At 66.9% G+C, this 25,070-nt stretch carries 25 protein-coding genes and 1 pseudogene; 10 read left to right on the plus strand and 16 right to left on the minus strand.

The annotated features are described in order from the left end of the window. Positions 1-101: 101 nt before the first annotated feature. On the plus strand, positions 102-785 hold the full coding sequence (locus O3I_RS23460) for a FadR/GntR family transcriptional regulator (RefSeq protein ID WP_014985474.1): 684 nt from the start codon (positions 102-104) through the stop codon (positions 783-785). Then, positions 782-2,002: a CynX/NimT family MFS transporter gene (locus tag O3I_RS23465; RefSeq protein ID WP_014985475.1), complete on the plus strand. Its 1,221-nt coding sequence runs from the start codon at positions 782-784 to the stop codon at positions 2,000-2,002. The genes O3I_RS23460 and O3I_RS23465 overlap by 4 nt, the downstream gene beginning before the upstream one ends. 70 nt (positions 2,003-2,072) lie before the next feature. On the opposite strand, the gene O3I_RS23470 is transcribed toward O3I_RS23465, so the two are convergent. Then, entirely contained in the window at positions 2,073-3,290 is a 1,218-nt protein-coding gene (locus O3I_RS23470; protein ID WP_014985476.1) for an MFS transporter, read from the minus strand. A gap of 128 nt (positions 3,291-3,418) precedes the next feature. On the opposite strand from O3I_RS23470, the gene O3I_RS23475 reads away from it, so the two are divergent. Together O3I_RS23475 and O3I_RS23480 are read left to right on the plus strand one after the other, a co-directional pair. After that, the gene (locus tag O3I_RS23475) at positions 3,419-4,153 is read left to right on the plus strand and encodes an AraC family transcriptional regulator (protein WP_014985477.1); all 735 of its coding nucleotides are present in this window, start codon (positions 3,419-3,421) and stop codon (positions 4,151-4,153) included. A gap of 203 nt (positions 4,154-4,356) precedes the next feature. After that, complete coding sequence (locus O3I_RS23480; RefSeq protein WP_014985478.1) at positions 4,357-4,773, plus strand: carboxymuconolactone decarboxylase family protein; 417 nt, start codon at positions 4,357-4,359, stop codon at positions 4,771-4,773. A 48-nt stretch (positions 4,774-4,821) separates the two neighbouring features. Here O3I_RS23480 and O3I_RS23485 read toward each other — a convergent pair whose 3' ends face one another. Next, positions 4,822-6,249 carry an MFS transporter gene (locus tag O3I_RS23485; protein WP_014985479.1) on the minus strand — a complete coding sequence of 476 codons (1,428 nt, stop codon included), beginning with the start codon at positions 6,247-6,249 and terminating at the stop codon, positions 4,822-4,824. 343 nt (positions 6,250-6,592) lie between these two features. Between O3I_RS23485 and O3I_RS23490 the strand changes: the two genes are divergently transcribed. Further along, positions 6,593-7,048 carry a hypothetical protein gene (locus O3I_RS23490; RefSeq protein ID WP_014985480.1) on the plus strand — a complete coding sequence of 152 codons (456 nt, stop codon included), beginning with the start codon at positions 6,593-6,595 and terminating at the stop codon, positions 7,046-7,048. 297 nt (positions 7,049-7,345) lie between these two features. Here O3I_RS23490 and O3I_RS23495 read toward each other — a convergent pair whose 3' ends face one another. The 12 genes from O3I_RS23495 to O3I_RS23545 form a co-directional block, all read right to left on the minus strand. Then, positions 7,346-8,389 carry a helix-turn-helix domain-containing protein gene (locus O3I_RS23495; RefSeq protein ID WP_014985481.1) on the minus strand — a complete coding sequence of 348 codons (1,044 nt, stop codon included), beginning with the start codon at positions 8,387-8,389 and terminating at the stop codon, positions 7,346-7,348. 136 nt (positions 8,390-8,525) lie between these two features. Next, the gene (locus O3I_RS23500) at positions 8,526-9,035 is read right to left on the minus strand and encodes a MarR family winged helix-turn-helix transcriptional regulator (protein ID WP_014985482.1); all 510 of its coding nucleotides are present in this window, start codon (positions 9,033-9,035) and stop codon (positions 8,526-8,528) included. Positions 9,036-9,098: 63 nt separating this feature from the next. After that, the gene (locus tag O3I_RS23505) at positions 9,099-10,079 is read right to left on the minus strand and encodes a DUF5914 domain-containing protein (RefSeq protein WP_014985483.1); all 981 of its coding nucleotides are present in this window, start codon (positions 10,077-10,079) and stop codon (positions 9,099-9,101) included. Beyond that, on the minus strand, positions 10,076-11,659 hold the full coding sequence (locus O3I_RS23510; protein ID WP_014985484.1) for an FAD-dependent oxidoreductase: 1,584 nt from the start codon (positions 11,657-11,659) through the stop codon (positions 10,076-10,078). Before O3I_RS23510 ends, O3I_RS23505 begins: the two co-directional genes overlap by 4 nt. Beyond that, positions 11,656-11,988, minus strand: coding sequence for a lycopene cyclase domain-containing protein (locus O3I_RS23515; RefSeq protein ID WP_014985485.1), 333 nt, complete (start codon positions 11,986-11,988; stop codon positions 11,656-11,658). Before O3I_RS23515 ends, O3I_RS23510 begins: the two co-directional genes overlap by 4 nt. After that, positions 11,985-12,323, minus strand: coding sequence for a lycopene cyclase domain-containing protein (locus O3I_RS23520; RefSeq protein WP_014985486.1), 339 nt, complete (start codon positions 12,321-12,323; stop codon positions 11,985-11,987). The genes O3I_RS23515 and O3I_RS23520 overlap by 4 nt, the downstream gene beginning before the upstream one ends. A gap of 9 nt (positions 12,324-12,332) precedes the next feature. Beyond that, positions 12,333-13,319 (minus strand): phytoene/squalene synthase family protein, encoded by a 987-nt coding sequence (locus tag O3I_RS23525; RefSeq protein WP_014985487.1) that lies wholly within the window; start codon positions 13,317-13,319, stop codon positions 12,333-12,335. Then, positions 13,316-14,833, minus strand: coding sequence for a phytoene desaturase family protein (gene crtI, locus O3I_RS23530; RefSeq protein WP_041564231.1), 1,518 nt, complete (start codon positions 14,831-14,833; stop codon positions 13,316-13,318). The genes O3I_RS23525 and crtI overlap by 4 nt, the downstream gene beginning before the upstream one ends. Positions 14,834-14,846: 13 nt before the next feature. Further along, on the minus strand, positions 14,847-15,959 hold the full coding sequence (locus O3I_RS23535) for a polyprenyl synthetase family protein (protein ID WP_014985489.1): 1,113 nt from the start codon (positions 15,957-15,959) through the stop codon (positions 14,847-14,849). Next, complete coding sequence (locus O3I_RS23540) at positions 15,956-17,278, minus strand: glycosyltransferase (protein WP_014985490.1); 1,323 nt, start codon at positions 17,276-17,278, stop codon at positions 15,956-15,958. Before O3I_RS23540 ends, O3I_RS23535 begins: the two co-directional genes overlap by 4 nt. Further along, positions 17,263-17,454 carry a hypothetical protein gene (locus O3I_RS44895; protein WP_141692249.1) on the minus strand — a complete coding sequence of 64 codons (192 nt, stop codon included), beginning with the start codon at positions 17,452-17,454 and terminating at the stop codon, positions 17,263-17,265. The genes O3I_RS23540 and O3I_RS44895 overlap by 16 nt, the downstream gene beginning before the upstream one ends. Before the next feature lie 285 nt (positions 17,455-17,739). Then, positions 17,740-18,612: a MerR family transcriptional regulator gene (locus O3I_RS23545; RefSeq protein ID WP_014985491.1), complete on the minus strand. Its 873-nt coding sequence runs from the start codon at positions 18,610-18,612 to the stop codon at positions 17,740-17,742. 221 nt (positions 18,613-18,833) lie between these two features. On the opposite strand from O3I_RS23545, the gene O3I_RS23550 reads away from it, so the two are divergent. The 5 genes and pseudogenes from O3I_RS23550 (at position 18,834) to O3I_RS43965 (ending at position 22,537) form a co-directional block, all read left to right on the plus strand. Next, a complete protein-coding gene (locus O3I_RS23550) occupies positions 18,834-19,334 on the plus strand; it encodes a DUF6764 family protein (RefSeq protein ID WP_014985492.1) in 501 nt (166 codons plus the stop codon). A gap of 102 nt (positions 19,335-19,436) precedes the next feature. After that, a complete protein-coding gene (locus tag O3I_RS23555) occupies positions 19,437-20,312 on the plus strand; it encodes a class I SAM-dependent methyltransferase (RefSeq protein WP_051066735.1) in 876 nt (291 codons plus the stop codon). Beyond that, complete coding sequence (locus O3I_RS23560; RefSeq protein WP_014985494.1) at positions 20,305-20,784, plus strand: TspO/MBR family protein; 480 nt, start codon at positions 20,305-20,307, stop codon at positions 20,782-20,784. Before O3I_RS23555 ends, O3I_RS23560 begins: the two co-directional genes overlap by 8 nt. Before the next feature lie 19 nt (positions 20,785-20,803). Continuing rightward, positions 20,804-21,181 (plus strand): hypothetical protein, encoded by a 378-nt coding sequence (locus O3I_RS44900; protein ID WP_141692250.1) that lies wholly within the window; start codon positions 20,804-20,806, stop codon positions 21,179-21,181. Between the two features lie 14 nt (positions 21,182-21,195). Further along, a pseudogene (locus O3I_RS43965) lies at positions 21,196-22,537 on the plus strand (serine hydrolase domain-containing protein). 37 nt (positions 22,538-22,574) lie between these two features. Here O3I_RS43965 and O3I_RS23570 read toward each other — a convergent pair. Both O3I_RS23570 and O3I_RS23575 read right to left on the minus strand, forming a co-directional pair. Beyond that, a complete protein-coding gene (locus O3I_RS23570) occupies positions 22,575-23,864 on the minus strand; it encodes an epoxide hydrolase family protein (RefSeq protein ID WP_014985497.1) in 1,290 nt (429 codons plus the stop codon). Positions 23,865-23,990: 126 nt separating this feature from the next. After that, the gene (locus O3I_RS23575) at positions 23,991-24,875 is read right to left on the minus strand and encodes a helix-turn-helix domain-containing protein (RefSeq protein WP_014985498.1); all 885 of its coding nucleotides are present in this window, start codon (positions 24,873-24,875) and stop codon (positions 23,991-23,993) included. Between the last annotated feature and the right edge of the window lie 195 nt (positions 24,876-25,070).

Raw genomic sequence — 25,070 nt, forward strand, 5'->3', positions numbered from 1 at the left:
ATTCACCACGCTGCGCTGATGTTCCGGCGTACGTGGCCCATGCGTCTCGGCGCGACCCAGCTCACATTCAAATGTCTGACATTCGGTGTTAGGTTGCCCTTATGAGTGAACTTCGCGCACCCCGCCGCGTCGCGAGCTTGTCCGCGCAATTGGTGGACACGCTTCGCGAGCTGATCGCCTCCGGCACCTGGCCGGTCGGCATGCGGATCCCTCCGGAACACGACCTCGTCGAGCAGCTCGGCGTCGGGCGAACGACTGTGCGCGAGGCAATCGGCGCGCTGGTGCACCTGGGCCTGCTGGAGGCCCGCAAAGGCGACGGAACCTACGTGCGCGCCTCGAACGAAATGCATTCGGTGCTGATGCGCCGCACCACCACCTCCGAGCGCGGCGACGTGCTGGAACTGCGCGCGGTGCTGGAGGAGTACGCCTCGGCGCGGGCCGCGGCGCGGCGGACCGACGACGATCTGGTCCAGCTCGAGCGCCTCCTCGACGAGGCCGAATCGGCAGCGGATCCGGCCACTGCCGCGGCGGCCGACGCGCGCTTCCACCGGGCCGTGGTGCGCGCGTGCGGAAACACCCTGCTCACCGAGCTGTACGACACCCTCAGCGTCGCGGTTACCGAACAGATCGGCGCCATGCCCTGGGTCCCCGAGACGGCCGCGGCGCACGCCCGGCTGCACCGCGGTCTCGTCGCGGCCATCGCCGCCCGGGACGAAGTCGGCGCTCGCCATTACGCCGCGGAGATCGTCCAGCTCACCGAAAACGGAACGGAACCACAAGAGTGACCACCACGAACCTCGAGCCCACGACCGAGCGGCCGGGCACCGGGCCCGCCCTCTCCATCGGGCTCGTGCTCGCAATTCTGTTGGTGGCGGCCAATCTTCGCGCAACCTTGACGGGCGTAGGTACCCTGTTGCCCGCCATCGAACACGAAACCGGCCTGCCCTCCTCCGCGGGTGGTGTGCTGAGCACGCTGCCGCTGCTGATGTTCGCCGTCACGTCGCCGTTCGTCGGGCGCGTCGCCCACCGGTTCGGCATCGTCGCGCCCCTCGTGGCGTCGCTCGCGGTGCTCGCGGTCGGCATGACGATCCGCTCCCTCCCGTCGATCGCCTGCCTGTTCGCCGGGACCGTGCTGCTCTCGGTGGCCATCGCGGTGGGAAATGTGCTGCTGCCCACGGCGATTCGCACGCATGTGCCCGCTCGGCAGATGCATATGGTGAGCGCCCTCTACGTCACCGTGATGGGTCTGGTCGCCGCCGTGTCGTCCGGCATCTCCGTCCCGCTCGCCAAAGTCCTACCCGGAGGGTGGCATTCGGCACTGGCCTGGGGTGTGGTCCCTGCCGTCGTCACGCTCGTCGTATGGCTGCCCCGGCTCCGCGAAGCCCGTTCGGACGACGACACACCGGCCGAGAAGGCGCCTGCCCGGACACCGTGGCGGTCCTGGCTGGCGTGGCAGGTGTCCCTCTTCATGGGCCTGCAATCGCTGGCCTTCTACACCGCGATCGCCTGGCTGCCCAGCATTCTCAGCACGCAGGGCATGAGCACCGCGGCGGCCGGCTGGATGCTGTTCTACTACCAGGTCGTCGCACTGATCACGGGCATGCTGCTGCCTTTGGCCACGCGCGGCCGGCACGATCAGCGGTTCGCCGCGGCCATCGCGGCGTCGGTCGTCGCCGCCGGATTCGCGATCCTGCTGTTGCTGCCGACCCTCGCCCTCGCGGCATGCACCCTGCTCGGGTTGGGCGCCGGAGTCTGCCTGGTACTGGCCCTGACCTTTCAGAGCCAGCGCGCCACCGGCCCGCGCGAAACCACGGCGCTCGCCGGGATGGCCCAGTCCATCGGCTACCTCGTGGCGGCGGCAGGCCCCCTGCTGCTGGGCATCCTGCACGACGCCACCGCCAGCTGGACCGGCGCGCTCATCCTGCTCACCGTATTGAGCCTGCTCATGGCGGCCGCCGGTTACGGCGCCGGACGCGACCGCCACGTCCCGGCCCAGCACTGATCCGCTCGCCGAACAACCAAGCGCTGCCGGTCAAGTCATGACCGGCAGCGTTTGGCCACCGCGAGGCGAATCACGCACGCGCCGTGCTGTCGTAGCGCCAGAACGATCGCACGCTCAGGGCCACGGTCACTGCCACGGCGATGCAGACGAGGGCGCCGCCGGACCAGGCGATCGTGAGCGTCGTGGCAGCCGCCATCGCACCGGCTCTGAGATCACCGAGGCGGGGGCCACCCGCGACGACCACGGTGAACACACCTTGTAAACGTCCGCGCATTCCGTCGGGCACCTGGGTCTGCAACATCGTCTCCCGGTAGACGGCGCTGACCAGGTCCGCCGCCCCGGCCAAGACCAGCAACCCCACAACGGCCCACAAACTCCGGACCGCCCCGGCGGCGGCGATGGCCGCGGCCCACACCACCACCGCGACACTCAACGCCACCCCTTGGCGGCGCACGCGCCCGATCCATCCTCCGAACACACCCGCCAGCAACGCACCAACAGCGATCGCCGAATACAGCACCCCCACGCCCGCGCCTCCGTGCCATCGCTCGGCCGCGGCCTGGGGGAACAGTGCCGTCGGCATCGCCAGCACCATCGCCGCGATGTCCAGCGCGAACGAGGTCGACAGCACCGGGTTCGTGGCGAGGAAACGCAGGCCTTCGAACACCGAACGCAGGCCGGGACGGGCGGGCGCGGCAGCGGCGGGCAACGGTGGCAGTCGCGCGGCGGCGTAGAGCGCGGCGGTGAAAAGCACCGCATCGGCGCCATAGGCGAGCGCGAATCCGTTTGGTAGCGCGAGTAATACGCCCGCCAGCAGTGGTCCGAGGACTTGCCCCAGCGTGCCCGCGGTGTAGTTCAGCGCGTTGGCTGCCGGAAGCTGTTCGGCGGGCACCAGCATCGGTATGAGAGCGCCGCGTACCGCCGCCGACACCGCGAACCCACCGGCCTGCACCGCGACCAACACCAGAATCAGTGCGGGAGAACGGATTTCCAGCAGGCTCTGCACCAGCAGAGCGAGCGTGATCACCCAGGTGAGCGACGACGAGAACAGATACAGCTTGCGGCGATCGATCGCGTCGGCGACAGCGCCGCCGTAGAGGCCGAACACAATCGTCGGCACCAGGCCGACCAGTCCGGCCAGCCCCACCACCAGTGACGAGCCGGTCAGCGAAAACAGTTGCACCGCAACAGTCACCGAGGTGACCATCATCCCGACGACGGCGGTGGACTGTCCGAGGAAGATGCGCCGGAATCCGGTATGCGCGAGCGGCCTGGTGTCGGCCACCATGCGTCGCAACCGATCACGGCGCGGTGGCACCGCGGGACCCGGGGACGGCTTTCGAAGTGATCTCGTCGCTCGCATGTCTCTACGATGCGTGGCCGCGGGGGTTCGGTCTTCCGATAAACTGCCCAGTTGTGTCGCAAATCCGACAACACTTTCCGGCGGGCGAGGTCATCGCTCGTCACCGGCACGACGTACATCAGCTGATGTATGTCAGCAGCGGCATTTTCGCGGTGCGCACCGACCACGGCACCTGGGTCGCGGGAGCCCACCGCGCCGTGTGGACACCCGCGGGCACCTGGCACGAGCACCGCGTCTATGGGCGCGCCGACGTGCATCTGCTCGAATTTCCCGCCCACGACACGCTTTTCCCCGACGAGTCACCGACCGTCCTCGCGGTGTCCGCACTGCTGCGCGAGCTGCTCATCGCCGCTACCGAACCCGAACTCCCCCGAGGCGAATCGGCTCGGCTGCGCGCCGTCATCCGCGACCGTCTCCGTAGCGCACACGTCACGCCGCTGGCTCTCCCGCAAGCGCAGGACCCGCGCCTGGCTCGAGCCTGCCAACTCGTCGTCGACGATTTGAGCCGGCCCCGGACCATGACCTGGCTGGCCCGGCAAGTGGGCACGAGTGAACGCCACCTCGCGCGCCTGTTCCGCGGCGAGTTCGGCACCACCTACCCGCAGTGGCGCACCACCACCCGGGTATTCCACGCGATGCTCGAACTCACCGCCGGCGCCTCCGTCACGCAGACGGCGCATCGCTGCGGCTGGGCCACTCCCAGCGCCTTCGTCGACACGTTCAGTCGCACCATGGGGCAGACGCCGGGCGCCTACCGCACCGCCGCACTCGACGAAACCGCCTACTAGACAGACGATCTCAGCGCAGCCCCACCGCTCGCCGTCGAGTGCGGGCCACCCGGAGGACGGTGGACGGCAGCCGAGTGGCTGTCACCGTTCATCCAGTCGGTGGTGTGCGCCGTTGCGGAAATTCGCTAACTTCGAGCGGCAGGCACGCATGCCGTGTGTTGTGAACTCCTGCGTCGTCAAAGCAACCCCTGGAAGGACATTCGATGCTCGACCCGGTGTCGGCCCCGGAGGAAACCACCCGAGATCGCCTCGAACGTGGCCGGGAGATTCTCGCCAGAATCTGTGGCACGTCCGGGGAGGAGGTGCTCAGTGCACTGAACGAGGTCTCCCCCGCGCTCGGTCATCAGATCGCGGCTTGGGCCTACGGCGATATCTACAGCCGCCCGGCATTGGATCCACGCTCCCGGCAACTGGTCACACTCGGAATTCTGGCCGCGCTAGGCGGGTGCGAGCGCGAACTCACGGTGCACGCCAAAGCGGCTCTCACGGCGGGCATTACCCCGGAGGAACTACGCGAAACCGCTTTGCATTCGGCTGTCTACTGCGGCTTTCCTCGCGCGATGGAGTTCATGTTCACGATCAAGAAAGTCCTCGCAGAACACGAACTATCGGTGAAGTAGAGGTGATCGTGAGCGCGAAAGCGGACGAGCCGCACCGATTCAGACCCGCTACGTCGGCGTTTGCGAACCGACGAACTCGGCGGCTTCCTCCTCTGATTGTGCGGCGGGGGCCGAACCCCACATGTGTCTGCCGTTGGGTTCCTGGAGGAAGTAGACCGACACCGCGCCGATGACGCCTGCGATGATCAAATAGTAGGCGGGCCAGTTCAAATCGCCGGTCAGGCCGACGAGGGCGCCGACGACCACCGAGGTGGTGCCTGCGAACAGGGATACCGCGACGTTGAATGCGACCGACAGGCCCGCGCCACGCACCTTCGTGGGGAACAGCGAGGGCAGGGTCGAGGGCATCGTCGCGCTGAAGCAGATCAACGTCAGCCCCATCATCAGCAGGCCCACGAAAACGGCGAACGCATTGTCTGTGCGGACCAATAGCACCATCGGGAACGACAGCACGATCAATGCCGCGATACCGGTCCAGATGATCGGTTTACGGCCGACCCGATCGGAGAAGAAGCCGATCACCGGAATGGCCAGCAACGCGACAGCCATCACCGCGATCTGCAGCCATTGCGAAACCGACACGGACACTCCACCGCCGGTCGCGTCGGGCACCGTGGCGGTGACGTAGGTCGGCATGTAGGAGGTCAGCATGTAATTGGGGACGTTCCAGACCACGACCAGGCCCATGCAGACCAGGACGTACGGCCAGAGCTTGGCGAGGATCTTGGCCTCGTCGCCGGTCTTGTTCGCTTTCTCGCGCTCCTCGGATTCTTTTTCCAATGCGGCGAACGCCGGGGTGTCGGCCAAACGCATGCGCAGATAGACGCCGACGATGCCGAGCGGCAGCGCGAGGAAGAACGGCAGCCGCCAGCCCCACGCCAGCAACTGCTCGTGGCTCAGTGTGGCGTCGGCGAGCGTGACGATCAGCGCGCCGAGCAGATATCCGGTGAAAGTGCCGAATTCCAGCCAGCTGCCGAGAAATCCGCGCCGCCGGTCCGGCGCGTATTCGGCGATGAAGGTCATCGCGTTGCCGTATTCACCGCCGGTGGAGAAGCCTTGCAGCAGTCGCGCGCACAGCAGCAGCATGGGCGCCCAGAAGCCGATCGAATTCTGGTCCGGGATGCAGCCGATGGCGAAGGTGCCGAGCGCCATCAGGATCATTGTGGTCGCCAGCACCCGATTGCGGCCGATACGGTCGGCCAGCGGGCCGAAGAACATGCCGCCCAACGGTCGGACGAGGAACGCCACCGCGAACAGGCCGAAGGTGGCGATCGTGCCGGTGGTGTCGCCGAGATCGGCGAAGAACACCTCTTTGATCGTGGGCTCGAAATAGGCGTAGACGCCGAAGTCGTACCACTCGGTGATATTGCCGATGCTCGCCGCGCCGATCGCCCGCCGGATGATCGGCGGATCGGTGACGACGATGTCGTCCAGCGACCAACGCCTAGGACGTTCGCGCGGGGTCAGCACAGCCACAGGGCCACAACCTCCTCGAGTTCACGATCCGCCGCCGATCTTGTTCGCAGGTTGCAGCTTAACCCTCCAACGGCGCCAGGGGCCGTCACAACCAACTCATGGCCCGGCGCGCGCTACGCAAAAACATCTACGCAAAAACGGTTCCATCGAAGCTGCTGCATTGAGTAGCGTTCACGGAGCGGAAACCCATGCTCCACGGATGTGTTCCCGCCACAAAGAGCTGAATCCGGACAATACACAGAGTCCAGCGACGACCTGCTCAAATCTCGCTACCTCGTCCCAATTTCGCAACCAGGGGAAGAATATGATTATCCGTCGAAATATTATTGTCAGCCTCCTCGTGATGGCAATAGCACCGATCACCTGCGCGCAGGGCTCGGCGGGGCCATCGGGCCTGAACCCGATCAATATCACCAAGATCGATCGCGGCGTAAGAGCCTCGAAACCGATTGCCGGCTGCGAATTCGACAACGGCATCTGCCGGATCGACTCGGGCAGTACCGTGTCGACTACGTACTCCGGGGATGTGAGTATCTCGATCTCCGTGATCAATGCCAAAGCCGGTGCCTCGTACACCGAGTCGTACACCACAGCGGTTGGCTGCACTTCGGAGACCCTCGAGCCCGGCCAGGTGGTTTTCCAGTTCGCCAGAGGGGACCTAGTGCACTACACACAAATCCGCGTGGGAGTGACTTTGACAGGCAGTGCCTTCATCCCGAACGGCGCGATCTGCAAAGTCTACAACAAAGGCCAATATTCCCAGAGCTGGTGGGGAACTGTACTGAATCGAACGAAATAGCCGACTTACCGTCTCTCGCAGCGGCAATATCGGCAGCGCCTTTCGCAGACTACATTAGTCAGCTGAAATAGGACCGCTGCGGCGGCGCTGCCGCAGCGGCCTCACCTCCTTCTGACGGAATCACTTTACTGATCGTGATCCCGCAAAAGGAGCTTATCGAGCTCGTCCATTTCGATGGAACCGTTTTTGCGTAGACGTTTTTGCGTGACGAATGCGGGCGGCGTTCGGCGCCGGCGGCGCCGGTTGCGCTCATGTGCTCGATCGCGGGTGCTCGGTGCGAGACAGGGTGCGCCGGGGTCAGTTTCGATAGGGCGGTCGCGACGGTGACGGATCCGAGGACCGGGACCGGAGCTTCAGTTCCCCCGGTTGTACGTCGAACCGGGCAGCGAACGATGCTCGGAACCCGCTCAGTGAGCTGTAACCCGTCGAGGTCGCGACATCGACGATCGCCTCGCGGTTTTCCGGATCGGTGAGCCGCTCATACGCTCGCTGCAATCGGGTTTCGCGCAGTTGCTCACCGGGCGTGCTCCCGGTGGCGGTTTTCATCGCTATCTCGAGCTGCCGTCGTGAGCATCCGAGGCTGTCTGCCAGAGTCTGCACGGTCAGGCGCGGGTCGTTGCTGTACAGCTCGATACGCCGACGCGCGTCCGCGGCGATTCTTGCATAGGTGTCCAACTGCGGTGCTCGCTGCTGGTCGAGCACTCCCGCGACCAGGTCGACAAGGGCTTTACCGATCGTGGCGAACTCTGTCGCGGTCAGCTGCAGACGTTCGGCGGCAAGGGTGCCCGCCAGCAGCCGAATGGATTTCAGGATGGCGTTCTGCCGATTGATCCTGAGCAGCCCACGGGGTTCGCGCACTGACGGCAGCACATAGGAGGGGATGCCAACCAAGTAGCCGTGAGCCCCATCGCCGTGGGATACGCCCATGCCCTGGTCGTAGCGGACGACACCCATCCGGCCCGGCCCCAATTCCACTGCATGGTCGTCCTGGTGCAGGGTCACTCGCCCCTCGATGGTGATGTAGAGCCCGGCGGTGTCGTCCCCGCCGGACTCCGCGATTTCGTCGCTGCGCTCGTATACGGCCGCACCGGAGACGAACTCGACGAATTCGAGGCAACCCGTGCTGTTCGACCTCGTGGCGACGGCCCGCTGCGTCCAGACCTCGGCCCAGAAGTCTGCCGGAGAGTCGAATCGCACCTCGAGCCTGCCCCGGTTACGGGCGACGTAGTCACGCCAGAGATCGGTCCGATCGACAGCAGAAAGCTCAGGCCCGAGGCAAGCCTGCACCACCTCGTAGGGCAAGCTCGGACTACCGCTGTCGGACCACGACACCACCGCCATTGTGCCCACCCCATTCTCCGCGCAACACTGTCTCCAGCTCGACCCGTCCAGTAATCGTAAGCGACACAGACGATCTCACGCAGAGATCACAGCCGAGTTGTCGGCTCTGGGCCAGAAACCCAGCGCCCGCGCGAACTCAACGCTCCGGCGCGAGAGCGCTGTAATAGTGGCGCATGGCCTCGATCACGGAGTCCAGTACTTTGTGCGCGGCGGACAATTCCGTATCCGTCATGCCGGTCATGGCGGAGCTGATGTGATTGCTCACCGGTGTGAAGAATTCGCGGGCGACCCGCATCCCGTGCTCGTCGTAGCGCAGGATCACCTTGCGACGGTCGGCGGCGTCGGTTTCCCGTCGGATATGCCCGGAAGCGATCATTCGCTCGACCAGATAAGTCACTGCCGCCGAGGTGACGCCGAGCATGCCGCCGAGCTGTCCCGCGGTGAGCGGTTTGCCTTCCATGTCGGCGACGGCGATGAGCAGCAGGGCACGAAAATCATTGGGCCGCAGGTCGTTCGACCGAGCGAAGACATGGCCGATCTCCTCGGAGACCGCGGTCAGCGCACGAATGTCGAGGGCGATCGCCTGCTCCAGCTCCGCACGCGCTCCCCCCGGGCGTGGATCTCTCGTCGGCTCGTCGTTGTCCATGATCCGGGTAGCTTAACCTGGTACGCCCGTCCACTTGCGTGACCGGTCCCGTGGTTTCCGGCCTCACCGCGGACGGCTGCGCAGGTGGTAGCGGCGTTCGGCGTAGACGAGGTCATCACGCCACAGCCGATCGGCCGCATACCGCATCATCGGACGCAACAGCGGTAGCACCGGTCTGACATGGCGGAAGCCCTGGCGCTCGGAGTATGCGATCACGGCCTCGACGACAGCGGTCCGGGCGCGGCCGTCCGGGCCCGGACCCATTGGGGTGGCGTGGGTTTCGACGACACTGCCGGTACCTTCGCCGGAGACGATCCGCATGACGATGGTGCGCGGGTCCGGACAGGTGAATTCCGCCTCGACCGGCACGCCGAGACGACGCGTCACCCGGAAGGTCACCGTCAGCAGGAACCGGTGATTGTCGTCGGTGATGCCGTGGCGTGGCGGTGTCTGCGTCACCTCCAAACGGGCGAAAGAGTACGGATGGAACCATGATCCGTGCCAGGGATCGAGTCGGTTGGCGATGATGTCGCGCGGTTCGCAGCTGCCGACCAGGCGGGTCACCGCGTGTACGGTCGCATCGGCCGGTCGAGCGCCGAGAATCGGTGCGGCGGTGGGCTCTTCGCCACCGACCGCGTCCAGGCGAACCCAGGCGAGCACCCCGTCGTCGTGGCCGGGATACGGGCACCATCGCGACGGGCCCTGCGCGCCGACCCGCAGGCCGTGCCATCGGCAGATCAGCGTGGCGTCTTCGATCTGCGCGGTCGCGAGATCGGCCCCCAGGTGCGGGCACGCCCCGGGACCGACGTGCAGGCTGCCGCTGCGATCGCGCCACGCGACGATCTCCACGCCGGCGACCGTTGTGGCGAACGGCCGATCCTGGCGGATCTCCCGGCTCCCGGCGATGACGTACCAGTTACCCGACGGCCGGCCCTGGGACCAGCGCAGCGCCGCCGCGATCAGTGCCGGATCGGCGTCGGCGTAGGTGGGACGTTGCCGCGACCACTTCTCCGGCGAGAACCGTTGCAGCGGAATCTTGTTCATCGAGTAGTCCTTCCGCGGCCGGCCAACGAGCGCAATACCGCCGAGCGCCCCTGCCCCGGTACCGTCTGCAACCGGTGCCCCGCACCACCCCACCGGCTCAGCAGCGCGTTCGCCGCGAGCCAGCCGGTGGTCGCGGCTCGTTCCATCAGCGCGACCGGTAGGTCGACGCGGATGCCGTCACCGGCGAGCACGAGTCCGGGTTGCGGTGTCCGCACTCCGGGCCTGCGCGCGAAGTCGCCAGGCGCGAATCGAGGGCAGTCCTCGCGCCACAACATGGTTTCGCCGACGATTCGGGCGTCGGCGGTTTCGGGGTAGATCTCGTGTAGCCGTGCGAGCAGCCGACGGCGCACCTGCTCGGCCTGTCCGTCCGGCGGCGGCCCGTCCGCTACCGCATAGGCGTGCAGTTCGAGGACGCTGCCGCCGTGTTCGCGAGCCCAGTCGGACGCCTGGCGTTCGTAGGTGTGCACGACGCTGATGTTGTCCAGCGGGTCCATCCCGCCGGTCCCCAGGAATCCGGGCCGATCCGCGCGCACCGGCCGGTCCAGCCACAGACGATAGACGGCGAAGCTCGGCGCTGTCGCCAAATCCGCTATGTCAGACCGCCATTCGGCGGTGCCGAGCGTCGGCGACGCGGCCACGATGCGACGCAGGCCGGCGCTATCGGCCGCCAGCACCACCGCGTCGGCCGAGATCGTCGCGGCGGCATCGTCGATGACGATGAAACTGCCGCCGGTGGTTTCGATCCGATCCACCGCGACGCCCGGGTGGAACCGGACGCTGCCCGGAACATCGGGTGCGGTGAGGTATTCCCGCAACGGCGTCCACAGGCTCACGTCGAAATTGTCGGCCGCGACGTCGAATACCAGTCCCTCGCTGGAGCCGAGGAAATAGATGTGGAACATCGTCGCCAGTTCCGCGGCCGACATGTGCCGGGGTTCGACGAAGAAGCTGCGCGAGAACACTTCGAAGGCCAAGTGCCGGGCCGCTTCCGGGAAGTTGATCTCGCGCAGGAAGGTTTCCGCGTCGAGGTGGTCGAGCAGCTCGTAGATACCTGGTACCGAGACCGTGGCCAACGGCGCTGCCGCGCGCGCGTCGAGCCGGATCAGATCACGTAACCGGAAGGTGGGGCTGCGCAGCGCGAAGGCGAGCGCGTTCCACGGTGGCGTGCGGGGCAGACCGCGGAAACTGTCCAGGCGGCCGTGGCCGTCGATCAGCGGATAGTCGTCCAGTCTGCGCAGCCTGCCGAGCTGTGGATCGCTGCGCGACAACAACTTCCGCAAGTTGTAATACTGCGCGAAGAAGGCGTGGAAGCCGCGGTTCATGGCGACCGGCGTGCCGTCGGGGAGCTGCTGCGTCCAGCCGCCCACTCGCCCACCCAGATGATGCTCCCGCTCGACGACCTCGACGTCGACACCGCGCTCGGCCAAGCCGGTCGCGGCGGCCAACCCCGCGATGCCCGCGCCTACGACGACCGCCCTGGGCCGTATTCCCCCGCGGCCGAGATCGGCCAGGCCCGGCGCCGCGGGATAGCGCACCCGGCGCGAATCGCGCCCGATTTCGGTGACGGGTACGTCTGTCATCGTCGAGGTTCCTCCTGTCGCTGCCGCGTCCGCTCCCAGCCGAGCAGCACCGCGGTCACCAGCGCGAACCCGAAGAGAAAGTCCTCCACCGGGATGTCCAGCGGAAAGCGAAGTCCGAGAATATGCTTCGGGTCGTAGCTGACGATGGGAGCGTGCAGCTTGGTCAGCCAGCCGTCGACCGGGATCTGGAAGGCGAGCACGATCACCATCGACAGCCAGTAGGCCGGACGGCGAAACAGCCCGGTGCGCAGCCATTTCCACTCCAGTACGCAGACGACGGCGACCGCCGCGACGGCGGGCAGCGTGTAGCCGATGCCACCGAAGTTCACCGCTCGGCCCGCTTCCGGCGCAACGTCGCGGCGGTGCGCAACAGCCGCTCGACCGCTACGAAGGTCAGTAGCCCGCACAGCGGTACCACCACGAAGAACAGGAGTTCCTCCAGCGGTAGCCCGCCCGGCAACCGGACTCCGACCACGTAGCGCGGGTTGAAACTCCACACGCCGGCGGCGATCGCGACGAGATCCCAGAGGACGAACGCCGCGACCGGCACGAGGGCGCCGAGCAGCAGTCGAGGCCTGCGATACACGCCCTGGCCGACGAATTCCAGTGGGACCGTCAGCAGTACACACGCGAGCAGGACGAGGAGATAATGCCATCGATCCACGCGCCCTCCTCAGCGATCCTCATCGGCGGTGCCACGCACCGGTGCGGGCACCGAAACCGGTACAGGCCGTGCGTCATTGCGCCGACGGACCCACCATGCTTCGACCGCACCGGATACGCCGACGCGCAGCCGCGTCCCGGTGCCGACCCGCGCCCGATGGCCGAAGACTTCGAAGTCGCGCTGCTCGATGCGATCGAGAATGCGCGCGTAGAGCGTCAGTGCCGTCGCTACGCAGGGCCGGGATCGCGGCGCCAGCGCCTCGATCCCGGCGCGGGCGTAGTCGTAGATCCCCCGGGTGACCTCGTGTTGTGCGGCCAATGCGGCACGGACCCGCGGCTCGGCTTTGCGATTCCTGCTACACCACAGCAGCAGTTCCCGATCGACGCCGTGCGCGGCGAGCTCATCGGCGGGCAGGTACACGCGGTCGCGAGCCAGATCCTCGTCGATATCGCGCAGAAAGTTGGTGAGCTGGAACGCTTTACCCAAGGCCGCCGCGTACGGTGCGGCCTGAGCCACCGACGTCGCGGTCCCGAGCACCGGCAGCAGCTGCAGTCCGATCACCTCGGCCGAACCGTAGACATAGTCGTCGAGTTCGGACCGGTTCGCGTAGTCGGTCACCGACAGGTCCATCCGCATCGAGGCGAGGAACGCGTCGAAGAGATGCCCAGGGATTCGATAGCGCTCGGCGGTGTGCAGCACCGCGGCGAGCACCGGGTCGCCGTCTGCGTCGCCGGACTCGAATTGCTGTGCCAGCGCACCTAATCGGCCAGCGCGCTCGGGCACGGTGAGCAACGGATCGAAGCCGTCGAGGATATCGTCCGCCCGCCGTGCGAACCCGTACAGGGCGTGTACCGCGGGTCGCTGATCCGGCGCGAGCAACCGTGTCGCGAGGAAGAAGGTCTTGCCGTGTCTGGCGTTGAGCGCCCGGCATTCTCGGTAGGACCGGCGCAGGGCCGGATCGCTGATCCCCGCGGCGTCGAGTTCGGCGCGCGTCATCGGACCTGCCGATCCGCGAAGGCGGCCTGCCCGGCCTCGCTCCATGTGCCGGTGACCCGATCCGCGGCCAGGCGGCCGGAGATCAGCACCGGCGGTATCCCGACGCCCGGCACCGTGGACCCGCCGGCCAGCACCACGTTCTCGATACCGCGGATCATGTTGGCGGGGCGGAATGGTCCCGTCTGCGCGAAGGTGTGGGCCAGGGCGAAGGGACTGCCGTCGAGCATGTCCTGACGGGCCCAGTCCGCGGGTGTCACCACCTGCAGCACCTCCGCCCCGCGCAGCGCGTCGGGCCCCAGCCGCCGGCGCGCGATGGCGAGGATCTGCTCGGCGTACTCCGGACCTGTTCGATCCCAATCTATTTCGCCGCGGGTCAGATTCGGTGCGGGCGCAAGCAGATAACACAGGTCTCGCCCCGGCGGGGCAAGCGAGGGATCCGCGGCAGTGGGCCGGGTGAGCAGCAGCGAAGGGTCGGACATGACCCGCCCGTCGGCGATGATGTCCCGGAAGACGCTCTCCCACGCCGCGCCGAACAGCAGTGAATGGTGCGGGATCTCGCTGCCGCGGTCGCAACCGAGGTGCAGGATCACCGCCGAGGGGGCGGCGCGTACGGCGATCGGACGTCGCGAACGATGGCCGAGCAAAGCGTGGCTACGGTGCAGTTCTGTGGTCAGGACCACTGCGTCACAAGCTATTTCGTCACTCTGATCGGTACGCACGGCGTGCACTCGACCGCCGGATCTGACCAGCTCCGTCACCGACGCGCCATAACGGAACCGCACACCGGCATCGGTTGCTGCCGCTGCCAACGCGTCCGGCACCGCACGCATGCCCCCGCGCGGAAAGTACACGCCCGCCATGGTGTCCATGTAGGCGATCACGGCGTACGCCGCCAGCGCGCGCTGAGGGGCGACGCCGGCGTACAGCGACTGAAAAGTGAAGACGCGCCGCAATTGCGGATCGCTGATGAACTCGGCGACCTTGCGGTCCCACCCGCGGAACCCGCCCAGGGCGACCAGCCGGGCCAGGGCGGGCGACACCAGCGACAGCGGCGACTCGAAGTTCGATCCGATGAAGCGATCGAACTCCGCCGCGTACAGCCGGGACAGCCAGTCACGCAGCCTGCGGTATCCCGCGGCTTGGTCGGGTCCGGCGAACGCGCCGACCCGCCGCGTCATCTCCTCGGCGTCGCTGTGCACGTCGAGCGTGCGGCCATCGGCGAACCGCGCCTGATAGGCGGGAGCCACCGGGATCAGATCCACCCGGTCCGCGGTCTTCTCCCCTACCGCCGCGAAAACGTCATCGAGCAGGTCCGGCATCGTGAACACGGTCGGGCCGGTGTCGATGCGATAGCCATCGATGTCGAGCCGGCCCATCCGGCCGCCCGGCGTGGCGTCCCGCTCGACCACCGTGACCGAACGCCCTCGACCGGCCAGGTGCACGGCGGTCGACAAACCCGCCAGCCCCGCGCCGACGACCACGACATGATCGGTGCGGCCTTTTACGGTGCGCATCATCTCTCCCTCGTCACAGCTGCCGCGCAGTGCACAGCAGCGCCATATGTTCCAGTGCCGCGCGCCGATCCGCGGCCAGCGCGGCGGCGCCGAGCATTTCGGTGGCATCGGCCACCCGGTCGGCGATCATCGACTCGATGTACTCCGGCGCCCCGCTCGCCGCGATCAACTCCCGGCAGCGCGCGATCGCGGCGGTGTCGAGCACCGGCTGACCGATCAACTCCGCCAACTCGATTCGAGTAGCGCTGTCGGCCACCTCGAACGCGGTGACCACCACGCTGGTCGCTTTGTGCTGGCCGAGGTCACTGTCTTCCGGCTTCCCGGTGATCGCGGCGGACCCGAAGATGCCGAGCAGATCGTCACGCAGCTGGAAGGCCTCGCCGATCAGCGTGCCGTAGTGGCCGAGCACGGTTCTCGTGGTCGGCGGGCAATCGGCCAGTGCCGCACCGAGTTCCAGCGGACGGCGCACGGTGTAATTGCCCGATTTCGCGCGCGCGATGGCCAGCACCGCGTCCAGGGTGGGCAGTTCCCGGCTGTCGTTGGACAGGTCGGCGAACTGCCCCACCGCCAATTCGATCCGCATCCGGTCGTACAGCGACCACAATCGCGCCAGCGCCGCGGGCGCGACCCCGCTGTCGCGCAGCATCTGTTCGGCCCACACCAGGCACATATCACCGAGCAGGGTCGCCGCCGACGCACCGAACCGGGCCGCCGACCCGGATCGGCCGTTCGTCTGATGCCGCTCGGCCAGTCGCAGATGAGCGGCCGCTTCGCCACGGCGCAGCATCCCCTCGTCCATCACATCGTCTTGCAGCAAAGCGAAGGCGTGCAACAACTCCAGACTGGCGGCCGCCCGCACGGCGGCCGGATCCGGCTCCTCCCCGCACAGCCAGCCCAGGTACATGAAGGTGGAGCGCAGGCATTTGCCGCCGAGCACGTACTGCCGCAACACCTCGTCGACACCCGTGATCGCCAGCTCCTCGATTCGAGCCTGCCTCAAGAAGTCGTCGAGTTCGCCGAGCACTCGATCACGAAGTTCGTGCTGCCAGCGGGCGAAGTCGTGCCCGCGATCCCACCCGGCCACCGTCCGCGGCGGTCCGACCGGATCGAAATACACTGTGCTCACTGGGGTTCTCCGTTTCGGGTAGCCGCGACGCCGGGATCGGCTCGTTGCCTGGCATGAACAGACGACACCTGCGCCAACGCCGTGGCGATCGACTCGAACGGGGCGTATCCGGCGATCTCGGCCGCCATCCGACGGGCCGCCGCGCGGATGTGCGGAGCAGACGCGACGTGGTCGACGGCCGCCGCGAGCGCGGCGGGCCGGGGACGAGCGGTCCCCAGATCGACTCCGACGCCGGAATAGGCGACACGGGAGGCGATTTCGGGCTTGTCCGCGGTGTCGCCCGCGACGATCAGCGGCACCCCGTGGCGCAATGCCTGCTGCACGCCGCCGTACCCGCCGTTGGTGATCATCACATCCACGTGGGGCATCAGGTGTTCGTAGGGAACGAAGTCGGTGACGTACGCATTCGACGGAATCGGCGCGGTGAGCATGGGCGCACCACCGGTACACGCGACGACCAGCAGGTCGTGGCGCTCGCGCAACGCCATCAGAGTCGGTCGGATCAATTGGCCGAAATCGCTGTTGTCCCAAGTTCCTTGGGTCACATGCACCACCTTGCGCCCGGTACGCAACGCGTCCCACCACGTCGGCAACACCGGATCCGGGGCGGCGCCGGGCGGGATCGGTCCGGTGAAGACCACCGAGCCGGGCAGGTCACCACGCGGGTACTCGAACCCGGGCACGGTGAATTGAAGGAGCCGGTCGGCAAGTACGGGCCAGTCCAGCAGAAAACGTGGCGCGGGACCGACCCCGAGCTCACGCAGCATCGTGTCGAGCCGCGTCTGCGCTCCGCGAAAGAGCACGCGCTGCACGACCCGGTTCATCGCGGTGTAGTCGCGCCCCGCGCGAGGCTGCCAACCGGTGCCGAACGGAGCACAGTCCGCGCTCGACAACATCAGCGGCACGACTCCGCACGCGAGTACCGGCGGACGCGCCGCGGCGCCGAGCACGAGCGGAATCGCGCCGGTGAACATGACATCGACCAGCACCGCATCGAACTCGGTCCGCTCCAGCACTGCGTGCAGCGCGTGGTACTGGGCGCGCAGTGGCGACAGGAAGCCGGTTCGCATCTCGGTAGCGCCGGTTCGCCAGCGCCGCACCAGGTTCGGGGTCCGGCCGCTATTGGAGGCCACCCGCGCCACCTCGGCTTCGTGCGGCAGGGACGTCGCCCGCACGCCACTCGCCCGGACCGCGTCCACGAATGCGGCGCCGGTCAGGAACCGCACGTCGTGACCACGCCGACGCAGCTCGGCCGCCACCGCCAGCATGGGTGTCACATGTCCGGGAATCGGTGACGCCGCGATCAGATATCGAGCCATGCAACTGTTCCTTCGCTGGTCGCCAGGCAGGCGCCGGCCACGTCGAGCCCTGCGATCCGGACGGCGGGCGGCGCCGCTGCCACCCGCCCCGGCAAGACCTCGACGCCGCCGGAGCAGGGTCGCCGCCTCGCGTGCACCGCCTCGACGCCGATCGACATCCCCGTGTCGATTGACACGGCGCCGATCGGGAAGACCGGACGGGTATGAACCCACGCAAGCTCCTCTCGGGCGGTTGAGACACATCCTACGCTAAACGATGCGAAAACGATGCAGCGTGTCGGCAGCACTGTCCGGTTCCTGTTTTTTCGGGCATCTACGTCAAATCCCTTGTGGCGCAGCACTGGAGCGCCGACGGGCTCGGCCCGAAGTCGCGGGGCCCGTCGCAGCAGGGCACCGCGCACATCGGCGCGACTGTCAAACTCTTTCAGAAACTTAATCATTTGCCAAGCCCTTCCCTGGCATCAGCCGAGAATGTCGATCGCCTCCTCCAGCGAGTCGACTCGAATCACCCCCTCGGGCAGTTCGTTCACACACCAGCCAGGCCCCGCGACGACGGTGCGGGTCGCAGTGTCACGCACCGATCGCGCCAGCTCCGGACTCGCCGTTTCGCGCGTATGCGCCCACAACACCGCGACGCTGCCCGGTCCCTGCTTCGCCATCGCATCGGCGAGCGCATCCGCCGGCACCGACGCACCCAGCAGCACCGCGGGGATACCGCGCTCGGCCAGCGCCGCACGCAGCACTTCCAGCGGCAGCGCGTGCGTCTCCCCCGCGACGCACGCGAGCACGACCACCGGCACACCGGCCACCGGCCGCAGCAGCGGCACCACCCGGTGCAGACTGGTGGCCACCGCCCAGGACAACACGTGTTCGACATCGATCAACCGATCGCCATCGGCTTGCCGCCGTTCGATCTCGGCAAACGCCGGACGGCACAACCGATTCCACGTCGCGACGACGCCGTGACCGACGAAATGACCGATGATCACCGCCAGCAGTTCCGTAGGGTCCAGGCGTTCCGCGGCCGCCAGCACGGGCGCTGTATCGCCGAGCGCCGGAATCGGAACAGCGACCGCGCGCGCCGCTCGGGCGGCGTTGCCAGGACTCGCCCCTGCCCGCACCAGCCCCACCATCCGCGCGATCACGGCGAGATCGGTCTGCGAGTAGTGCCGATGCCTGCCCGGCCGATGCAGAGACGGGCCGAGCCCGTAGCGCTGCGTCCAGCTGCGCAAAGTCGCGACGGGAATCCCGACCATCCGCGCCGCCTGTCCCACGGTGTATTCGACGGCGGGCGCGCGGGATCCACCGCTTCCCGCGCCCTCGGTGCCGTTCACGAGCCGTCACCGAGGGCAACCGGCCGGCCAGGCACCATCGCGTCTCCTCAGATCGGGCTTTGTGATGCACGATACCAACTAACGATGCACTATTGATGCAAGCCACCCTCGGCAATATAGTTCATTTGCTTAACTATTAAGTGTTTGAGATTGTTGGTGTAGGGCAACCGGCTGATGGATGGCCACCTTGTGGCAAAGATCGACAGACTCAGGGAGAACCCATGTTCCACAACACTTCTCGCCGATTGACCGCAAGCCTGCTCGGGCTCGGCCTCTCGACCGTGGGTGCGGCCTGGATCGCCGCGCCGCACGCTGCGGCCGCACCAGCGGTGGATTGCCGTGCGCCCGGCGCCAGTCGAGTCGTCGGTGCGCTCGACGGGGCGCAGTGCACGGCGACCAGCGTCGATGGCAGCGCGGCTGCGGCGTTCGGCTTCGACGGTGCCGCCTACGCCGACGCCGGTCCCGCGAGCCTGGCGCTGGCGTTGGCCCAGAACGGCGGCACCGCCACCGCGCGATCGCAGTCCCTGGCAGGTCCGGCCGCCATCGCCATCGGGCCCGGAGCCACCGTCAACGCCGCCGGGGTACGCCCGGGACTGTCGATCGCCGTCGCCGGTCCGGGTGCCACCGTCGAATTGACCGGGCAGACCGGACCCACCTGCGGCGGCGGGCTCGCGTTCGCCGGTGACTTCCAAACCTTGCAAGGGTGCCTGTCCACCCGGTGACCCCGCCCAGTTCGTTGTCGACGCGAGGTCGCACCGGTGGCCTCGCGTCGACAGCGGGTCCACCCTGCTACGACGAGTCCGAACATCAGAAGGAGATCTTTCATGCGAGTGGGTCAGCCGAGCCGGACCGCGTTGGGCGCCGCCCGCGGGCGCGCGGTGCATCAGCGCGCCGACGAACCGGTGATCTTTCCCGATCCGCTGGCTGTCCCGATCGCCGAGGCAGCCGCCGCACTATCGGCCGAGGACCGGGAAGTGCCTTGGGAGGCAAGGCTTTTCCTTGCGATGCGGCACCGCTTCGCCGAGGACGAGCTCGCCGCCCGCGTGCACGACGTACGTCAGGTCGTGGTCCTGGGCGCCGGCCTGGACACCTTCGGCGTGCGCAACACCTATCCGAACATGACGGTCTTCTCGGTCGATCACCCCGACACTCAGGCCTGGAAACGGGACCGCCTCACCGATGCCCGGATAGCGGTCCCCGCCTCGTTACGTTTCGTAGCAGTGGATTTCGAGACCGACTCACTCGCCACTCGGCTGCGCGAGTCCGGATTCGACCCCGCCGCGCCGACCTTCTTCATCTGGCTGGGCGTGGTCCAATACCTCACCGACGCTGCGATCGACACCACCCTGAGTTTCATCGCCGAGCTGCCCGCGCCGAGTCAGTTGATCATCGACTACAGCGAGCCGATATCGGCTCTGCCCGCGGACAACCGAGCGATTGTCGAGGTCCTCGCCGGCGTCATGGCGGCCATCGGCGAGCCATGGCTGTCGCTGTTCACCGCAGACGAGATCGCCACCAAGCTGACCGAATTCGGCTTCGGTGCGATCGAGGACCTCGGCTGGCAGGACATGATCGCCCGCTTCGCACCGGACAGCACCGCAACAGATCAGGTCGGCGGACATGTGCTTCGAGCCGCACATCCAGGTCGCCCCACCATCGAAGCAGCCGCCGAAAGGACAGAAGATGAGCGCCATGAATAGTTTTCGACCGCCCCCGCCCGCCACGCTGCTGTGTACCGGCGCGGCGGTCGCAGCGACCGCGTTGGCCGGTTCGGCCGCGACGGGACCGGGATCAGCGTGGTACCGGCGGGTGAACAAGCCTGGTTACCAACCACCGTCGGCCGTGTTCCCGATCGTTTGGACCCTGCTCTACGGTGATATCGCCGTGACCAGCGCCTACGCACTCGAAAACGCCTCCGAACCCGAAAAGACCGCACTCCGGGCAGCTTTGGCGGTGAATCTGGTATTGAACGCGAGCTGGAGCTGGGTGTTCTTCCGCGCCCACCGCCTCGGTACCGCGACCGCGGTCGCCGCAGCGCTCACCGCCAGCAGCGCCGACCTCAGCCGACGCGTGTCCGCAACCCACCCCGTCGGGCGCGCATCGGTCCTCTACCCGGCGTGGTGCGCTTTCGCGACGATGCTCTCGGCCGGCATCTGGCGACGCAACCGCTGACTCACCCGCCGAGCGGCGCATGCTGGAGATCCTGTTGCGCCGCTGCGGTTTCGCCGCACTCTTCGACGCACAATTCACCCGAAGGAACGTTGTCGCTCGATTAGGATTCGAGCGATCGGTGCGACGACTGTTGGGGTGTCGTCCGCGGTCGGCGAGGGAGGGCACGGTGCCGGGCACAACGGAGTGCGAGCGGGTGGAAATTCGCGTGCCGGCAACGGACCGTCGAAATCAATTGGTGATCAACAGATCTGTACTCGTGAGCGCAGTGGCGGTCGTCGCACTGCTGGTGATCGGTTGCGGCGCGCCCGCCGGGTTCGATCGTACGGCGGCGTTTCCTGACCATCTGGCGGACAAGATCGAGCACATCGTGCAGTCGCGCCTGGATGTGCCGGGTTGATACCCGGTGCCGCAGTGGCGATCATCGACCCGCGGTACGGCAAATTCAGCCGAGCCTACGGTTTCGCCGACGTCGCGACCGAGCGCCGGTCTCAGATCCACGACCGCTACCGGGTCGGCAGTATCACGAAGCCCTTTGTGGCCGTTGCGATACTGCGACTCGTCGAAGCAGGCGAGCTGGGACTGTACGATCGGCTGAGCAAATTCGTGGCCGGCATCCCCAACGGAGACCGCATCACCATCTGGGATCTGCTCGGTATGCGGGGCGGCGTTGTCGACTTCTCCAGCGATTCGGTGTTCGAGCCGCTGATGATGGCCGACGCTGCCATGGCGCGCTGGACGCCGGCGGACACGTTGCGCCTCATCCAACGCCACCGCGACAAGGCACAGCCCCCGAATTACCAGACCGTGTACTCGAACTCCGAATACTTTCTGCTCGGTCTCGTCCTGGAGAAGATCACCGGCCGCCCGGTCGGTGTCGTCATCAATGAACTCATCGGTGAATACGGGCTACACGAGACCGGCTACCCGAACGACGCCGTAATGCCCGCACCCGCCAGCCACGGATACGCATACAGCGGAGACATCCGCACCGATGTCACCATGCGAACCGCGCCGGCGGTCTGGGGGGGCGGCGGCCTCGGTGGTTTCCTCTGTCACCGACCTCGCCTCCTATGCACAGTCGTTGGGGCGAGGACGACTGCTGCGTCCGGAAAGCTTCGAGGCGCAGACGTCTTTCGTCGAAGGCACCAGCTTCGGCTCGACGTTCGAGTACGGGCTCGGACTGATGCGGGCCGGCTCGTGGCTCGGTCACACCGGTTCGGTGCTCGGGTACACCGCGATCACGATGTATCTGCCGGAACGCCGGGTGAGCGTCGCGATCACCGTGAACCAGAACACCTTTCCGGTCCGGCGGCTGTATGTCGACGCCAACCTGATCTGGGCGGACATCGTCGACGAGCTGTATCCCGGCACACTGTCCGCACCCGACGAGACCGAGACAGTACCGAACCCGCCGCTGCCGGAATCCGCAGATCTCACGGCTCGGCTCCGCGCGGCCCTCGATCCGGCGACCCCGGCCGCCGGCAGACAGCTGCGCATCGCCGACACCGACGCCGACCCCGAATTGTTTGCCAAGGTCGCCCAAGTCTACGCAAGTTACAAAATCGCCGTGACCGTCGACAAAGTCACTGAAATAGGCCCTGCCCGAATGCTCGCCACCACCCAGACGACACCCCCATACGGCAACACCCCCATGGTTATCCCGTTCTACGCCGTGGACGGAACCTGGCAGATAAGCACCGAATGGGCCTGTCAGCAAATATTCGACGAGGTCGAATCCCTCGCCTGCGCGTGAAATCGTTCCGCAGCGAACGTTCCCGATCCGATTTCTGTCAGTCGAGTTTCGCGAAGAAGGTGCGCAGGTCGGCGACGAGGGAGGCGGGGGCCTCCATGGCCAGGAAGTGGCCGCCGTGGTCGAGTTCGGTCCAGCGCACGATGTGGTGGTCACGTTCGGCCCAGCGGCGGATGGTGACGTCGTGGGCGGAGACCAGCACGGCGGTCGGAACCGTACTACGCACGGCGGTTGCCCAGTCCGCGGCACCGTCGGATTGTCCGGTGTCCCAGTCGTTCCCGTCTGCGGCGCTGCCGTCCCCGCTCGGTTGCCCCGCGTCCGCGCCGTCACCCGTACCCGAATCGCCCGCGGTGTCGGCGGACCAGTCCGCACCGCTCCACACATTCGCGACGACGTCCTCGTAGTAGACCTGTGCCGCCGAACCCGCGGTGCCGGTCAGCCAGTACAGCGAGATGTCGAGGAGGATGCGATCACGGTCGATGCTGTCCTCGGGCAGGCCGTCTTCGGGCATGGTCAGCTCCTTGAACTTCTCCACGATCCAGGCGAGCTGACCCACCGGCGAATCGTGCAGCCCGTAGGTGACCGTCTGCGGCCGCTTCGAATTGCATTGCAGATAGGCATCATTGAAGTTCAGCATGCGATTCCAGCGTTGCTGCTCGACCTCGCTCAGCCCGTCCATCTCGCCGTCGGCCCCGATCGGGAACGTGAGCATCGCGCCGACGTGAATGCCGATCACCTGATCCGGGTGCTGCCTGCCGAGGTGCGGGGCGACGAACGCGCCGGTGTCGTAGCCGTGTACCCCGTAGCGGTCGTACCCGAGCCGAGCCATCAACTGGCCGAACACCGTTGCCATCTTGTCGGTGCTCATGCCCGGACCGGCCAGCGGTGTGGAGAACCCGAAGCCGGGCAGCGACGGAATGACCAGGTGGCAGGCGTCGGCCGGATCCCCGCCGTGCGCAACGGGATTCGACAGCGGACCGATCACGTCGAGGAAGTCGGTGAATCCACCCGGCCATCCGTGCAGCAGCAGCAAAGGCGTCGCGTCCTGCTCCGGCGAGCGGACGTGCAGGAAGTGGACGTTCTGCCCGTCGACCGTGGTCGAGAACTGCGGGAGTTCGTTGAGCATCGCTTCCTGTGCCCGCCAATCGAATTCGGTACGCCAGTAGGCGGCAAGCTCTTTCAGGTACTCGACGGGTACCCCTCGGCTCCAGCCGGCGCCGGGCACCTCGCCGGGCCAGCGGGTGTTGGCGAGCCGCGCGTGCAGGTCATCGATCTCGGCCTGCGGGAACTCGATGTGGAAGGGGCGGATGCTGTCTGGCGTGTTTGTCATGACGCCGACGGTATTGAACGCTTAGGACAGAGCTGTTCCTAAGCGAAATCTTCGGTGCCGTGCACCGACCGCCGGGACCGACGACCTGCGCGCGGCGAACCCCGACCGAAGCCGCCTAGGCTCGACTCACAGCGCTGCGGCGGCGTCGATCATCAGCGCCCGTGAACTTTCCGGTGACTCCGCCTGAACCGAGAGGCGGTCCATGACACCGCGGTAGAGCCGAACATCCTCCGCACGATCCAGATACAGCGCGGTGGTCAGCTGCTCCAAGTAGATGATGTCGGGCAGTTCCCGTTCGGCGAAACGCAGCATGGTGAACGAACTGCCCGCAGCCGCGCTGCCACCGGAACGGTAGGACAGCACCTGGATCGTCACGTTGGGCTTGGCCGACATGGTGACGAGATGCTCGATCTGTTCCCGCTGCACCGCCGCACCACCGACCGGCCGATGCAACACCGCCTCATCGAGCACCGCCCAAAGAAACGGTCCGCCAGGGGCATTCAGAATCCGCTGCCGGTTGGTCCGCAACTCCACGCGCCGCGCCGCCTCGTTGCTGTCCTCGCCCATTTCGACAACGGCGGCAGCATAGTTCCCGGTCTGCAACAGACCCGGAACCAGTTGGCCCTCATAGGTTCTGATCATCTGTGCCGCGCCTTCGAGTCCGACATAGGTCTCGAACCATTGCGGCAACAGGTCGTTGTACCGATGCCACCAACCCGGCTCGTTCGCCTTGCGCGCCAGATCGACGAACATCTTTCGCTGCTCAGGGTCGGTCACTCCGTAGAGTTCCAGCAGATCCACGATGTCGCGTTCTTTGAACCCGGTGCGCCCCAGCTCGAGTCGGCTGATCTTGGCGTACGAGCCACGAATGTGGTCACCCGCCTCTTGTGGTGTGACGCCACATTGTTCACGCAGTTTGCGGAGTTGGCCGCCGACCGCGATCCGCAGCGCCGTCGGCCCTAATTCTGCGACTCGGGGGTCGACGACGATCCGGGCCGGTTCTGCGGTCATGGGTTCTCCGATGTTGGAAGTCCACCAGCGGCAGCGCCGTCCCGCCCTTCCGGGCCGCACCGCACCGGCGCTGATGATATCGCGTGGGTGGACAACCCGCCCGCAGCCACGGCTCGGTCGTTTCGGTGATGATCACGGGCTTTCGTGGTGGCCGAGCCTTTCGTCGCGGACGATGCCGATGTCGACATAGATCTC

Source organism: Nocardia brasiliensis ATCC 700358, assembly GCF_000250675.2.
GTDB classification, from domain to species: Bacteria; Actinomycetota; Actinomycetes; order Mycobacteriales; family Mycobacteriaceae; genus Nocardia; species Nocardia brasiliensis_B.

Excerpts from the sequence above, each read along its gene's own strand:
- O3I_RS23460 (WP_014985474.1), top strand. The coding sequence starts at position 102 with ATGAGTGAACTTCGCGCACCCCGCCGCGTCGCGAGCTTGTCCGCGCAA.
- O3I_RS23570 (WP_014985497.1), bottom strand. The coding sequence starts at position 23,864 with ATGACAAACACGCCAGACAGCATCCGCCCCTTCCACATCGAGTTCCCG.
- O3I_RS23495 (WP_014985481.1), bottom strand. The coding sequence starts at position 8,389 with ATGGCGGTGGTGTCGTGGTCCGACAGCGGTAGTCCGAGCTTGCCCTAC.
- O3I_RS23470 (WP_014985476.1), bottom strand. The coding sequence starts at position 3,290 with ATGGTGGCCGACACCAGGCCGCTCGCGCATACCGGATTCCGGCGCATC.
- O3I_RS23575 (WP_014985498.1), bottom strand. The coding sequence starts at position 24,875 with ATGACCGCAGAACCGGCCCGGATCGTCGTCGACCCCCGAGTCGCAGAA.
- O3I_RS23480 (WP_014985478.1), top strand. The coding sequence starts at position 4,357 with ATGCTCGACCCGGTGTCGGCCCCGGAGGAAACCACCCGAGATCGCCTC.
- O3I_RS23505 (WP_014985483.1), bottom strand. The coding sequence starts at position 10,079 with ATGAACAAGATTCCGCTGCAACGGTTCTCGCCGGAGAAGTGGTCGCGG.
- O3I_RS23560 (WP_014985494.1), top strand. The coding sequence starts at position 20,305 with ATGAATAGTTTTCGACCGCCCCCGCCCGCCACGCTGCTGTGTACCGGC.
- O3I_RS23550 (WP_014985492.1), top strand. The coding sequence starts at position 18,834 with ATGTTCCACAACACTTCTCGCCGATTGACCGCAAGCCTGCTCGGGCTC.
- O3I_RS23490 (WP_014985480.1), top strand. The coding sequence starts at position 6,593 with ATGGCAATAGCACCGATCACCTGCGCGCAGGGCTCGGCGGGGCCATCG.
- O3I_RS23500 (WP_014985482.1), bottom strand. The coding sequence starts at position 9,035 with ATGGACAACGACGAGCCGACGAGAGATCCACGCCCGGGGGGAGCGCGT.
- crtI (WP_041564231.1), bottom strand. The coding sequence starts at position 14,833 with ATGCGCACCGTAAAAGGCCGCACCGATCATGTCGTGGTCGTCGGCGCG.
- O3I_RS44900 (WP_141692250.1), top strand. The coding sequence starts at position 20,804 with ATGCTGGAGATCCTGTTGCGCCGCTGCGGTTTCGCCGCACTCTTCGAC.
- O3I_RS23540 (WP_014985490.1), bottom strand. The coding sequence starts at position 17,278 with ATGGCTCGATATCTGATCGCGGCGTCACCGATTCCCGGACATGTGACA.
- O3I_RS23555 (WP_051066735.1), top strand. The coding sequence starts at position 19,437 with ATGCGAGTGGGTCAGCCGAGCCGGACCGCGTTGGGCGCCGCCCGCGGG.
- O3I_RS23525 (WP_014985487.1), bottom strand. The coding sequence starts at position 13,319 with ATGACGCGCGCCGAACTCGACGCCGCGGGGATCAGCGATCCGGCCCTG.
- O3I_RS23510 (WP_014985484.1), bottom strand. The coding sequence starts at position 11,659 with ATGACAGACGTACCCGTCACCGAAATCGGGCGCGATTCGCGCCGGGTG.